Here is a 12,173-nt window from a genome sequence, read left to right as displayed (position 1 = left end):
ATCCAGCTCGACACCGGCCGGGTCTCTGCTAACCAGAAACCGTGCACATTCGTCTCCCGGCCGTCTTCTGCCTCTTCTCTCTGCTCGCCTTTGCCCCTCTGCGGGCCGAGGCACCGGCGGTCGAGGAACCGATGGATTCCCCGTCATCACTGAGTTTCACCGACGCGACCATTCTGGGCCTGGTCGAAGGGATCACGGAGTTCCTGCCCATCTCGTCGACCGGCCACCTTATCCTGACCAGTCGTCTCCTCGGTCTTGACGACGAGACCATCCAGACGAACGCCTCGGGGGTGACCATCTGGCTGAAACCGCCGACTGCAGATGAACCGGGGATTCCCCTGACTCCCTCCATCGCGGCCAATGCCTACGTGGTGGTGATCCAGGCCGGCGCCATCGCCGCCGTGGTCATCCTCTATTGGCGTACCCTGCTCGGCATCCTGGTCGGCCTGCTCGGCCGCGACCCCCGGGGCCTCAAGCTGCTGCGCAACATCATCATCGCTACCTTTCCAGCCGCCCTTCTCGGACTTCTGCTGGATGATTGGATTGAGACGCACCTCTTTTCCGTCCCGGCGGTCATGGCCGCACTGGTCGCCGGCGCGATCCTGATGATGGCCGCTGATCGCTGGATGCGCCGACGCGGCTTGCTCGAACCCGGTCGGGAGTCCGATTCGATGACTGACCTGGCGGCCTTGTCGCCGTTTCGAGCCCTTTTCGTCGGCATCCTGCAGTGTTTTGCCCTCTGGCCGGGCACCAGCCGGTCGATGATGACCATTGTGGGGAGCTGTTTCGCGGGACTTCGCCCCGCCCGGGCCGCCGAGTTCAGTTTTTTGCTGGGTCTGCCCATTCTGGGGGGAGCCGCCCTCTACAAGAGCCTGGACACCGGCCCGGCGATGATATCGCTCTTCGGATTGCCCAGCGTGCTCTGGGGGTGCCTGGTTGCCGCGATTTCCGCCGCCCTTGCCGTCCGGTGGCTGGTTTCCTACCTGAATCGGCACGGACTCTTCATTTTCGGGATCTACCGGCTCGTCCTGGCCCTCCTCATCGGAGTCTTTCTCGCCCTGAACGGAGCTGACTCATCGTCCGGAGCCGCCGGCCCGTCCGAGACATCCAGCCTCGTTCAAGCCGACCCCGGACATAACTCTTGACGCCCCCGAACCCCAACCTTAACTAACCCGATTCCAATCAAGAGGGGCCTCCCCTCGCACCGTTCGCTCCTTCCCTCCAATCACAAGCACTCTCCACCATGGCCAATCCAAAACGCAAACAATCCAAGCGGCGCAGCGCCAATCGGCGTGCCGCCAATCGATTCACCGCTCCTGAACTCGCCCGCGACCCGGTCGACGGAACCGCTTTTCGCCCGCACCGCGTCAATCCGAACAACGGAATGTACCGGGGTCGCCAGGTCCTCGATATCGAAGCCTGATTACGAACTCCCCCCGGCGGTCCCAGCGACACGATCCCTCCGCCCCATCGATGTCCACAATCGCAGCGGGTTCATCGCGCATCGCACTTGATGCGATGGGGTCGGATCTCGGACCTTCCGAGATGGTGGCGGCGGTGGCGCTGGCTCTACGCACCCTCCGGCGGATCGACCCGATCATCATGGTCGGCGACCAGGCCCAGTTGGACCCCCTCCTTGCGGCGGAAGGCCTGGCCGGTCATCCCAGCGTGTCCGTCCTCCATGCCTCGGAGGTCATCGAAATGAAGGACAAGCCGCTCGCTGCGATCAAGCAGAAGCGCGACTCAAGCATGCTCCGGGCGGTCGAACTGGTCAAATCAGGGGAGGCCAAGGTGGTCGTCAGCTGCGGCAATACCGGAAGCCTGATGGCCGCCGGAACCCTCCGCCTGAGAACGCTCGAAGGGGTGGAACGTCCGGCGCTGGGCATGATCATCCCCAGCAAGATCAGTCACTTCGTCCTGATCGATGCCGGCGCCAATCCGTCGGCCAGGCCCGAACACCTCGTTCACAATGCCGTTCTGGGCAGTCATTATGCCCGGGTCGCGCTCGGGTTGGAGAAACCACGGGTCGGACTCCTCTCGATCGGTACCGAGGAAGGCAAGGGCAATGAATTGGTGACCGAGACCCACGAACTCCTGAAGCGGCTGGGCAATCTCATCGACTATTGCGGACCGATCGAGGGATTTCACGTCTTCGACAACTCGGTCGACGTCATCGTGACCGATGGATTTACCGGCAATGTTCTGCTCAAAACGAGCGAATCCCTTTTCAAACTGCTGTCCGGCTATCTGAAGGAGGAACTGATGCGCTACCCAATCCGCAAACTGGGTGCCTTCCTTTCGAAGGGCGCCTTTCTCGCGATGAAGGAGCAGTTGAGTCCTGACAATTACGGAGGAGCGCCGCTTCTTGGTCTCAAAGGGAATGTCCTGAAGGCACACGGTTCAAGCAACCGCGTTGCGGTGATGAATGCCATCCGGGTGGCCCATGAGTTGATCGCGGCCGACTTCAACCAGCACGTCATCGAGGATATCGCGACCGCAAACAGCTTGATTGCCCAGCCGGTCGCGTGATTCCCTCTTTCCCTTCCGGACAGTCTGATCCATTTCTTTCCCGTAGTCGGACCAATCGAGCGATCGGCCCGAGAACGAACACCATGCATTTCGCCATCTGCACCTCAATTTCCACGAACGCCGCCGCCGTTCCTCTCCCTGAATGACCCAGGCGCTCGTCCCCATCACTCTGGCCGGCACGGGTTCCTCACGCGCCCAAACGAATTCTGACCAATGATGAACTGGCCAGGACCGTCGACACTTCCGACGAATGGATCGTGACCCGCAGCGGCATCCGGGAACGCCGGATCGCCGGCGCAGGCGAGTTGACCTCCGACATGGCGGCAGAGGCGGGGCGTCGGGCACTCGAAGCCTCCGGAACCCCTCTCGATGAAGTCGATCTCGTCATCGTCGCCACAACCACGCCGGATATGCCCTTTCCGTCGACGGCCTGTATCGTTCAGCACAAGCTGGGGCTCAACAGTCTGGCCGCCTTTGATCTTCAGGCCGCCTGTTCCGGATTCCTCTATGCGCTGGAAACCGGTGCCAGCATGGTCCGATCCGGCGCCTGCCGCAATGCCCTCATCATCGGCGCCGAGCGTCTCTCATCAGTGGTCGACTGGCAGGACCGTTCAACCTGCGTGCTTTTCGGCGACGGTGCCGGGGCGGTCGTCGTCAGCCGCAACCACGACCCGGAGAATGGCTGGATGGGCGCCCAACTCGGTTGCGACGGATCCGCGGGCGAGCTGCTGCACCTGCCCGGGGGCGGATGCCTCCATCCGGCCAGCCTCGAGTCGATCGAAGATCGACGACACTTCATCAAGATGCGCGGACGGGAGGTTTTCAAGGCGGCCGTGCGGGTGATGGAGCAATCCGCCACTCAGATTCTGGAACATCATGGGCTGACCGCTGACCAAGTGGATTGCGTGGTGCCTCACCAGGCCAATCTGCGCATCATCGAAACCCTGGGCAACCGCCTGGGGATCCCCATGGAACGTTTCTTCATCAACCTCGACCGCTACGGGAATACGTCGGCCGCCTCGATTCCACTCGCTCTCGACGAAGCCGTCCGCACCGGACGGATCAAATCGGGTGACCTCATCCTCATGGTCGCCTTCGGCGGTGGCCTGACCTGGGGATCATCCTTGATTCGATGGTCCTGATGCATTACTTCACCGACATTCGAGTTTCGAAAGATCGAACCCGCATGGACAAAAATCTCACGAACCAGCAGCTTTTCCCCTCACGTCCAAGGCTGGGCCGTGGCCTGCTGGCCCTGTTGATTCTCATCGGCTTGGGAAGCACGGCGCTTCGAGCCCAGCAGGAAACCCCGCCGGTCGAGAAGAAGAAAAAGGAATTCAAGTCCTTCTCCAATACCAACATCGACCTGGACGGCATGCAGCCAGAGCTGCGTTCGCCCGACAGCGACGTGGGTGAAATCCAATGGAGCCCGGCCACCGGCTACTACACGGTGGGCGGCACTCTCGGGGGACTTCAGCCCGAATACGCCCAGGAAGCCCTCGATCTGATGAACCGGGCGCGGGCCAACGAAGAACGCGGGGCCGATCGGTCGGCGCTGGGCGACTACAAGAGGGTCTTCAAGGACTATCCGGCCAGTCACTACGCACCGGAGGCACGCTTTCGCACCGCGAATATCTACATGGAGCGCGGCCGCTACGACAAGGCATTCGAGGAGCTCGACATCATTCTGCGGGGTTATCCGTCTTACGGGAAATTCAATCTCCTCCTCGGTCAGCAATACGAGATCGCCAGCACCTACGTGAACGGCTACCGCAAGAAGATTTTCGGATTCATCCCGGGGTGGACGAACCAGGATCGCGGCATCCAGTATTTCGAGCGACTTGTTTTCAACGCTCCCTACAGCGATTACGCGCCACTCTCCCTCATGAACGTGGCGACGGCCCATCTGAAGGGCAAAGACTACGCCTACGCCATTGATGCCCTTGACCGGTTGATCAATGCCTACCCGAACAGCATGGTGACCGGCGACGCCTACCTGAGGCTGGCTCAGACCCATTCAGGAATGGTTGACGGTCCCCTCTATGACCAGGGCGCCACCCGCGAAGCCATCAGCTATTTTGAGGATTATCTCATCCTCTACCCCAAGGGCACCAGTCTGGCCGAGGCGGAGGAGGGACTGGGCGAAATGAAGGAGGTCCTGTCCCAGAGCAAGTTCAAGATGGCCGAATTCTACTACAAGAAGCGGCGCAACTACCCGGCCGCCAAGGTCTTCTATAATGAGGCCATCACCGTGGCCCCCAACTCCCAGACGGCCGCCACCTCGAGAGCCCGCCTTGAGGAACTCGACTCCAAGGAAAAGGCACTCCGGCAGAAGCAGGCGGAATGGCTGGAAAAGCAGATTGCCAAGATCGACGAAGCCGCGTCAAAGGACCCCTCCCGTCCCACCCCGAACGCCGATCCGACCACTGCCTCGATCAGTTCCCCTCCTGACAGCAACACCGGCACCCCTCCTCCCCAGGCTTCGCCCGCACCGCCTCCTCCTGAGACGAGACCCGCCTCCGAAGGGGCCCCGGCAACGGAAACGGCCAAACCCAAAAAGAAGTTCCTCGGGATCTTCTGATTTCGGGTGAACCATCCCATCGTTGAGCGCCGCCCTCCATTCGGTTTCTCCAATATCCGGGTGGCCTCGCTTGCCCTGCTCCTCACGTTGAGCGGCTGCTCGGCCTATCACCTGGGAACACCCGCCAACCAGCCTTTCACCTCCATCGATGTCCCACCGGTTCAAAATGAGGCCTTTGCTCCCCAGGCCGGCCCGGTCCTGACCTCGCAGATCATCCGGGAATTTGAACGCGATGGACGGGTCCGTCCCGAGTCGTCGGGATCCGCGGAGGCGACTCTGGTCGTCAGACTCGTCGATCTGCAGCGTGAAACCCGCGTCATGCGAGAGGAGGATACCGGGCTCGCCCGGAAGGTCCGCCTCACCCTGATCGCCCACTGCACCCTGACCTCCGGCGACGGGGCGACCGTTTATTTCGCAAACCGGCCGATCAGCGCCCAGACCGAGGTATTCCTCGACGATGGTCAGAATCCGGCCGAATCCCAGGCCATGCCGGTCCTGACCCGGAATCTGGCCTCCGCCATCAGCCGATCGGTTCTCGATACCTGGTAACCCGTTCCGGTGAAGCATCCGACCCTCCTCGCCCCATCCATCCTCGCCGCCGATCACGCCGCCCTCGGCGAGGGACTCGCCACCGTCGAAGCCGCCGGCCTGGAGTGGCTGCACGTCGACATCATGGACGGGCATTTCGTCCCCAATCTGACCTTTGGTCCCCAGGTGGTGGCCGACCTGCGGAAGCGCTCGTCCCTCTTCTTTGACACCCACCTGATGCTGGATAATCCGGACTCGTTCATCGAAGCCTTCGCAAAGGCCGGTTCCAGCCTCATCAGCATCCACGTCGAGCCCGATTACGACGTCCATGCCACCCTCGCCGCCATCCGCAAACTCGGCTGCAAGAACGGGATAGTGATCAATCCGGACACTCCGGCCGACGCGGCCAAGCCTTTCCTCCATCAGGTGGATCTGGTTCTTCTCATGACCGTTCAGCCCGGTTTCGGCGGTCAATCCTTCCGCACGGACGTCCTGCCCAAGATCTCCGCGATGCGTTCACTGCGTGACTCGCTCAGGCTCGATTTCCGCATCGAAGTCGATGGAGGCGTCGATGGGACCACCGCCCCCCTCTGCTGCCAGGCCGGAGCGGACACCCTGGTGGCGGGATCGGCCTTCTTCAGGCCCGGACAGCGCGACGCCCTCCTCAGGGCAATTCGCCCAGAAACCCCACCGAGCTACGATTAAAGCCGGACGGCTTCCGGTCCGATAACCGGAATATGGTCGAATGGCTTCCGATTGCGACGACAGCTGCCCTCCTGCTGCTGCTCCTTCTCCTCGTTCTGGTTCTAATCAAGCAGAACTCGATCGGCAGGGAACAGGCGGAGATCAACCGCGTCCTCGGCCTGCTGGTGGACACGGTCGAGTTTCAGACGGAGACCGCGCAAAAGCGCATGGAGTCAAAAGCTGAAGAAACGGCCGACGACCGACCATCCATCATCTCCTACCAGAAGCCCAAATTGGCGGTCGAGTCCAAGCCCAAGCCCCCGCCGCCCCCCCCGGCCAAGCTGAAGCGCTGGTAGCGCGTCGGGTCTACTTTTTTTCCAGTTCCCCGGGCCCACCCCCGGTCGATTCCAGCGCCGAATCGATGGCGCGCAACCGTCGCAAGACGTGGGCGACGTGCAGTTGCAGGTCGTAGAGCTCATCGGCGTAGGAGAGAGGCACCTCGACACTCCGGATGTCCGTTTCCAGGGCCTCCAGTCGCACGATCTGGGAGTGGGTATCCCTCCGGATGCTCCCGTCACGGATCTTCCGGTCCATCTCCCGCAGGATCCGGTACCAGCGGTAAATCCTCGACCGGATACGCCATCGGTAAAGGGGTCCGGCGATCTTCACCAGCGGAACAATCAGGGCCATGAACGGGATGACGAGAATGATCATCCGATCGACCAGGGAAGCCGCCCAGAAGGGCAGGAAACGGAGCAGAAACGGAGGGCCCTTCCGGTGGTAGTGCTCGGCCTCCGTGGTCAGGGGAAAGCTGACAAACCGGTCCGAAGGAAATTCATCGGGGGCTTCGATCAATCCCCCGCGTCCGACCACCTTGCGGGCTGCCTCCAGAACCAGCGGGGTGTGGGCCGGATGGAAACGATCGTTGACGACCAGGGTGGCCACCGGCGCAAGGAGGGTCCGGTCGGTATCAGGAATATCCTCTGCGATGTCCAGGAGCCCCGCTGGAATCCGGCAACTTGAGAGGAACGGGAAATTGCCCTCGTAGGCAGCCGCCCGGCGCACGTCCTGAAAATCGAGGTCGGGATTCGCGGCCAGACGACGGATGATCGGACTCTCGGCCGGCAGAACAAAGAATGCCGCGTCGATCGTTCCCGCCTCAAGAGCGTCCGCGGCATCTTCACCTCCGATTTCCTCCACCGTGACCCGGGCATCGCCGCTCACGGGCAGGAGAGCCGACGCCTCCAGGAGCAGGCTGGCCACCGCCTTGGTCCCGCTGCCCTCCGCCCCCACCGCCACCCGCCTGTCTTCCAGATCAGTGATGAAACCGACCGGGCGCCGGCGATTGTAGAAAAGCCAGATCGGTTCATAATAGAGCGATCCGAGTCCTCTCAACGTGCTGGTATCCCCGTCAAAGAGATGCTCCACCCCACTCTGGACAAACCCGATGGAGATCTCGTTGTCCTCGGCCACCAGCATCCCGAGGTTGGCAATGGATCCGGCGCTGGTCAGCAGTTTCACCTCAAGGCCGTCCTTGGCCAACTCGTCCCTGAGCTGCCGGGCGACCTGATAATAACGCCCCTCCTCCGAACCGGTGACCATGGTGATGGTGCCGGGAGGAGCCGGATCGATGAACCGGATGGTGACGAGAAAACCGGCCAGGATGACCACGACCATCCAGCCGTTGGTCCGAAGGAACTGTTTGAGGGCAATCATGGGAAAATGGAGTTCCCCGGATCCTGAGCAATCCGCGACGATATTCAATCCCGGAGGAATACCCCGGACACGTCCCGGCCGGACACCTTCCGATTGACGATTCCCGGAATTGCTCCTTGCTCTGAACCGTGGTTCGCCTGACCCAGATCCAAGCCCCTTCGTGATTCCTCCCTCCTCCATCCAGGCCGAGAGCCCCTCACCCCCTTTTGCTCCGGAGGGGCAGAGGCGGACTGCGATTTCCCGGCTGTTCCGGCTTTCCCTCTGCCTGTGCCTGTTTGCCGGTGCCGGCTGCGGGTCCCGGGCCCCCGACCTAGACCAGCCGGTCGAGGTCACCCTCTGGACCAGTTGGGCCGGGTTCGAGAAAGAAGCCCTCGACGGCATCGTCGACGACTTCAATCACTCTCAGACGGAAGTCCGGATCCGTTGCCTCAACGTAAGCGAGCTCGAGCGCAAGCTTCTCCTCGCCACGGCCGGAGGCAATCCCCCCGATCTGGCCGCCCTGCCCTATCCCGCCATCCCGGTCTACGTCGAAAACAACGCCCTCATTCCCCTTGACCGGATGGCGGCCGCGGCGGGCATCACTGCCGATCAATACGTCGACATCTTCTGGGAGATCTGCTCCCACCGGGGGCACCTCTGGGGCCTCCCCATCACCGCGTCCGTCACCGCGCTGCACTGGAACAAGAAGATGTTCCGGGAGGCCGGACTCGAACCCGACAGGCCGCCCGCTTCCATCGCCGAACTGGAGTCGTTCAATGAAGCCATCACCCGCCACCGGGAAGATGGCAGTATTGCCGTTCTCGGCCATCTCCCGACCGAACCCGGTTGGTGGCGGAGCTACTTCTGTTACTGGTTCGGCGGCCGTCTCTGGGACGGTGACGCGATCACGGTGGATTCTCCGGAGAATCTCCGAACCGCCCGCTGGATCGCCAGCTACCCCGAGCGCTTCGGCGCCGACAGTCTCCTCCGCTTTCAGTCGGGTTTCGGAACCTTCGCCTCCCCGCAGAACGCCTTTTTCACCGGCCGCGTGGCCATGGTCATGCAGGGCGTCTGGATGGACAACTTCATCAAGAACTACGCGCCACCCGGTTTCGAATACGGGGTGGCGCCCTTCCTCCGACGACCCGGAACGGCTCAAGGGAGTGAGCATCGCCGAGCCGGATTCCTTCTCCATCCCCGCCGGGGCCCGCCATCCCCAGGAGGCCTTCCGGTTTCTCGTCTACGTCAACCGGCAGGACGTCCTCGAAAAGCTGGCCCTGGGTCACCGGAAGATGACCTCCCTGCGGGCGGTTTCGGAGTCCTTTCTCGCCCGTCACCCCCATCCCTACATCAAGGATTTCATCGACCTGGCGGCCAGTCCCAACGTGACGCGCACGCCTCCGATCGCCCAACGCAACCAGCTCGAAAGCGAAATGCAGAATGCGATCGGCCTCCTCCTCCGTGGGCGGACCACGCCCGAGGAGATCCTCGCGGAGATCCAGGCCGGGCAGGCCAGGATCTATGAGCGCAATCGATTGCGTTGGGACCGCGTGGCCGAGTCCCGGAAGAAAGGATGGAGCGAACAATGACCGGAGCCGAAAAAAGCCGCCTGATCCGGGGGTTGCTCTTTATCAGCCCCTGGCTTCTCGGATTCCTCATCTTCAGCGCCTACCCGCTCGTCGCGACCGCCGTCTTCTCATTGACCGACTATTCGGTCCTGTCCAAGCCGGTCTACATCGGAAGCAGCAACTACACGGATCTGGCGACCGACCCCCTCTTCTGGAAGGCGCTCTCCAACACCATGCTCTTCGCCTTTCTCGCCGTGCCGCTGAACACGGTGGTGGCCTGCTTCCTCGCCATACTCCTCAACTTCAATATCCGGGGAAAAGGCGTTTTCCGGACCATCTTCTTTCTCCCCTCCCTCGTCCCCCTGGTCTGCCTCGCCATCGTCTGGCGGTGGTTGCTCAACGGGGAACTGGGACTCATCAATACGGCGCTGACCCCGTTTTTCGAGGCGGTCAACGCCACCTTCGGCACCGGTTTCCGACCACCGAACTGGCTGCAGGAGGCGGCTTTCACCAAGCCCGGCCTCGTCCTGGCCGGCCTCTGGGGCGTCGGACACGCCATGGTCATCTACCTGGCCGGACTCCAGGAAGCACCGGTCGAGTACTATGAGGCGGCCGAAATCGACGGTGCCGGATTCTGGCAAAAACTCTTCAAGGTCACCCTGCCCCTGCTCTCCCCCTATATCTTTTTCAACCTGATCATGGGGATCATCGGCACCCTGCAGATTTTCGCCGTTCCCTATGTCATGATGGGCGGGACCGGAGGAACGGACGGTATTGCCGGACCCGAGCGCTCCATGCTCTTCATCGCGACCTACATCTACCAGAACGCCTTCGATTTCTGGAATATGGGTTATGCCTGTGCCATCTCCCTCATCTTCTTCATCATCGTGCTCATCCTCACGCTCTTCGTCGTCCGAATGAGCGAACGGCGCGTCCATTACGATTGAGGTCATGCAGTCCCACCGCCTCACCCTGATCGGTCACCTCATCGTCTACGCGCTGCTCCTCCTCTGCGCGGTCGCCTTTATCGCGCCCTTCGCCTGGATGCTCTCGACGTCCCTCAAGCCGCTCAATGAGACCATGGTCCTGCCGCCCGTCTGGATTCCCAGCGAGATCCAGTGGCATAACTACCGGGATGCCCTCGTCGCGATGGGTGATTTCTGGCGCTACGCCGGAAACACCATCATGCTCTGCTTCCTCTCTGTCATCGGAACAGTCCTCAGCAGTGCCCTGACCGCCTATGGATTCTCCCGCATTGAGTGGAAGGGTCGCGATGCGGTCTTCGTCCTCTGCCTCGCCACCATGATGATTCCCTTCCCCGTCATCATGGTCCCGGTCTACACCCTCTTTCGCGAGATCGGCTGGGTCGGCACCTTCAAACCCCTCTGGGTTCCGGCCTTTCTCGGCAGTGCGTTCAATATCTTCCTGCTCCGCCAGTTCTTCATGACCATTCCGAAGGACCTGACCGAGGCCGCCCGTATCGACGGGTGTGGAGAACTGCGCATCTTCTTCCAGATCATCCTCCCGATCGCCCGGCCCGCCCTGCTGGTCGTCGCGCTCTTCACCTTCATGTACACCTGGAACGATTTTCTCGTCCCCTCATCTACCTGACCGACCAGTCCCAGTTCACCCTCTCCCTCGCCCTGCAGGCCTTCCAGACCAAGCAGGGCGGCACCGCCTGGCACCACCTGATGGCCGCCTCCACCGTCATCATCCTCCCCCTGATCATCCTCTTCTTCTTCACCCAGAAGACCTTCATCCAGGGCATCAACACGACCGGCTCGAAAGGATGAAGTAGCCGGAGGCCGAAGGGCAGAGGACGGAGGGCAGAAATCTGCAGGAGAGGCTTTACGCCTCGATCCAGAGTTGTCTGGATGAGAATCGAGGCGTAAAGCCTCTCCTACCCAACCCATCGAATCATACCTGTCCGACAACCGGGGAGATGGGATAAGAATTTTCGGATACTCCAGAGATCAAACTCGCCTTTCGACCTTCGACCTTTCCCTCCCCTCTTCGCCCTTCGACTTTCGACCTTCGACTTTCCCCGACCTTCGACTTTCCCCGACTCTCCCCCTCCACACCTCCATCGATACCACCTATGAGTGAAAAGAAAGAATCCCTCCTCGGCACCCGCAAGGTCAGCCAGATCGCCATCGTCGTCCGCGACATCGAAAAGACCTCCCGGGCCTGGGCCGAAGTCCTCGGGTTGGACGTGCCCAAATGGTTCGCGACCCAGCCCGGCAGCGAGGTCGGCATGACCTTCCGCGGTGAACCCTCCGACGCGCGGGCCAAACTGGCCTTTTTCCACCTCGACAATATTACGATCGAGTTGATCGAGCCGATGGGCGGCAAGAGCAGCTGGCAGGAAGCCCTGGACAACAACGGCGAAAGCGTCCACCACATCGCCTTCAATGTCTCGGACACCGAGGGCCGGGTCAAAGCACTTGCCACCCGGGGCATCGAGAAATTCCACCAGGGCGGCGACCCCAAAACCGGCCAATACACCTACGTCGACGCCAGCAAGCAGCTCGGCCTCGTCATCGAAATGCTCGAGGGCTATTGAGGAAGCCCGCAGGGCCTGAAGTTGT

General features: G+C 61.7%; 13 protein-coding genes and 1 pseudogene. 12 read left to right on the top strand and 2 right to left on the bottom strand.

Annotated elements, in window-relative coordinates; translation table 11 throughout:
• The first annotated feature begins 41 nt into the window (after positions 1–41).
• From R3F07_14320 to R3F07_14285, 8 genes and pseudogenes are all read left to right on the top strand, one after another.
• Positions 42–1,145: an undecaprenyl-diphosphate phosphatase gene (locus R3F07_14320; protein MEZ5277552.1), complete on the top strand. Its 1,104-nt coding sequence runs from the start codon at positions 42–44 to the stop codon at positions 1,143–1,145.
• Between the two features lie 98 nt (positions 1,146–1,243).
• Positions 1,244–1,423 (top strand): 50S ribosomal protein L32, encoded by a 180-nt coding sequence (gene rpmF, locus R3F07_14315; protein MEZ5277551.1) that lies wholly within the window; start codon positions 1,244–1,246, stop codon positions 1,421–1,423.
• Positions 1,424–1,473: 50 nt separating this feature from the next.
• Positions 1,474–2,529: a phosphate acyltransferase PlsX gene (gene plsX / locus R3F07_14310; GenBank protein ID MEZ5277550.1), complete on the top strand. Its 1,056-nt coding sequence runs from the start codon at positions 1,474–1,476 to the stop codon at positions 2,527–2,529.
• 200 nt (positions 2,530–2,729) lie between these two features.
• Positions 2,730–3,671 (top strand): annotated as a pseudogene (locus R3F07_14305) (beta-ketoacyl-ACP synthase III).
• 44 nt (positions 3,672–3,715) lie between these two features.
• Entirely contained in the window at positions 3,716–5,110 is a 1,395-nt protein-coding gene (locus R3F07_14300; protein ID MEZ5277549.1) for a tetratricopeptide repeat protein, read from the top strand.
• Positions 5,111–5,116: 6 nt separating this feature from the next.
• Positions 5,117–5,659 (top strand): LPS assembly lipoprotein LptE, encoded by a 543-nt coding sequence (gene lptE / locus R3F07_14295; protein MEZ5277548.1) that lies wholly within the window; start codon positions 5,117–5,119, stop codon positions 5,657–5,659.
• Between the two features lie 9 nt (positions 5,660–5,668).
• Positions 5,669–6,343 (top strand): ribulose-phosphate 3-epimerase, encoded by a 675-nt coding sequence (gene rpe, locus R3F07_14290; protein ID MEZ5277547.1) that lies wholly within the window; start codon positions 5,669–5,671, stop codon positions 6,341–6,343.
• A 32-nt stretch (positions 6,344–6,375) separates the two neighbouring features.
• Positions 6,376–6,678: a hypothetical protein gene (locus R3F07_14285; GenBank protein ID MEZ5277546.1), complete on the top strand. Its 303-nt coding sequence runs from the start codon at positions 6,376–6,378 to the stop codon at positions 6,676–6,678.
• A 10-nt stretch (positions 6,679–6,688) separates the two neighbouring features.
• Here the strand turns inward: R3F07_14285 and R3F07_14280 are convergent, their stop codons facing one another.
• Positions 6,689–8,038 carry a TAXI family TRAP transporter solute-binding subunit gene (locus R3F07_14280; GenBank protein ID MEZ5277545.1) on the bottom strand — a complete coding sequence of 450 codons (1,350 nt, stop codon included), beginning with the start codon at positions 8,036–8,038 and terminating at the stop codon, positions 6,689–6,691.
• 310 nt (positions 8,039–8,348) lie between these two features.
• Positions 8,349–9,188 (bottom strand): hypothetical protein, encoded by an 840-nt coding sequence (locus tag R3F07_14275; GenBank protein ID MEZ5277544.1) that lies wholly within the window; start codon positions 9,186–9,188, stop codon positions 8,349–8,351.
• On the opposite strand from R3F07_14275, the gene R3F07_14270 reads away from it, so the two are divergent.
• From R3F07_14270 to R3F07_14255, 4 genes are all read left to right on the top strand, one after another.
• Positions 9,181–9,606, top strand: coding sequence for a hypothetical protein (locus R3F07_14270; protein MEZ5277543.1), 426 nt, complete (start codon positions 9,181–9,183; stop codon positions 9,604–9,606). The genes R3F07_14275 and R3F07_14270 overlap by 8 nt on opposite strands.
• The gene (locus R3F07_14265) at positions 9,603–10,532 is read left to right on the top strand and encodes a sugar ABC transporter permease (protein ID MEZ5277542.1); all 930 of its coding nucleotides are present in this window, start codon (positions 9,603–9,605) and stop codon (positions 10,530–10,532) included. Before R3F07_14270 ends, R3F07_14265 begins: the two co-directional genes overlap by 4 nt.
• A gap of 4 nt (positions 10,533–10,536) precedes the next feature.
• Complete coding sequence (locus R3F07_14260; GenBank protein MEZ5277541.1) at positions 10,537–11,196, top strand: carbohydrate ABC transporter permease; 660 nt, start codon at positions 10,537–10,539, stop codon at positions 11,194–11,196.
• A gap of 487 nt (positions 11,197–11,683) precedes the next feature.
• Positions 11,684–12,148 carry a VOC family protein gene (locus tag R3F07_14255; GenBank protein MEZ5277540.1) on the top strand — a complete coding sequence of 155 codons (465 nt, stop codon included), beginning with the start codon at positions 11,684–11,686 and terminating at the stop codon, positions 12,146–12,148.
• Positions 12,149–12,173: the final 25 nt, after the last annotated feature.

It is taken from the genome of Opitutaceae bacterium (genome assembly GCA_041395105.1).
GTDB lineage: Bacteria > Verrucomicrobiota > Verrucomicrobiia > Opitutales > Opitutaceae > B12-G4.
This window is presented reverse-complemented; position numbering and strand designations above follow the sequence as displayed.

Excerpts from the sequence above, each read along its gene's own strand:
- R3F07_14280 (MEZ5277545.1), bottom strand. The coding sequence starts at position 8,038 with ATGATTGCCCTCAAACAGTTCCTTCGGACCAACGGCTGGATGGTCGTG.
- R3F07_14275 (MEZ5277544.1), bottom strand. The coding sequence starts at position 9,188 with ATGCTCACTCCCTTGAGCCGTTCCGGGTCGTCGGAGGAAGGGCGCCAC.
- R3F07_14300 (MEZ5277549.1), top strand. The coding sequence starts at position 3,716 with ATGGACAAAAATCTCACGAACCAGCAGCTTTTCCCCTCACGTCCAAGG.
- R3F07_14260 (MEZ5277541.1), top strand. The coding sequence starts at position 10,537 with ATGCAGTCCCACCGCCTCACCCTGATCGGTCACCTCATCGTCTACGCG.
- rpmF (MEZ5277551.1), top strand. The coding sequence starts at position 1,244 with ATGGCCAATCCAAAACGCAAACAATCCAAGCGGCGCAGCGCCAATCGG.
- R3F07_14255 (MEZ5277540.1), top strand. The coding sequence starts at position 11,684 with ATGAGTGAAAAGAAAGAATCCCTCCTCGGCACCCGCAAGGTCAGCCAG.
- R3F07_14265 (MEZ5277542.1), top strand. The coding sequence starts at position 9,603 with ATGACCGGAGCCGAAAAAAGCCGCCTGATCCGGGGGTTGCTCTTTATC.
- plsX (MEZ5277550.1), top strand. The coding sequence starts at position 1,474 with ATGTCCACAATCGCAGCGGGTTCATCGCGCATCGCACTTGATGCGATG.
- R3F07_14285 (MEZ5277546.1), top strand. The coding sequence starts at position 6,376 with ATGGTCGAATGGCTTCCGATTGCGACGACAGCTGCCCTCCTGCTGCTG.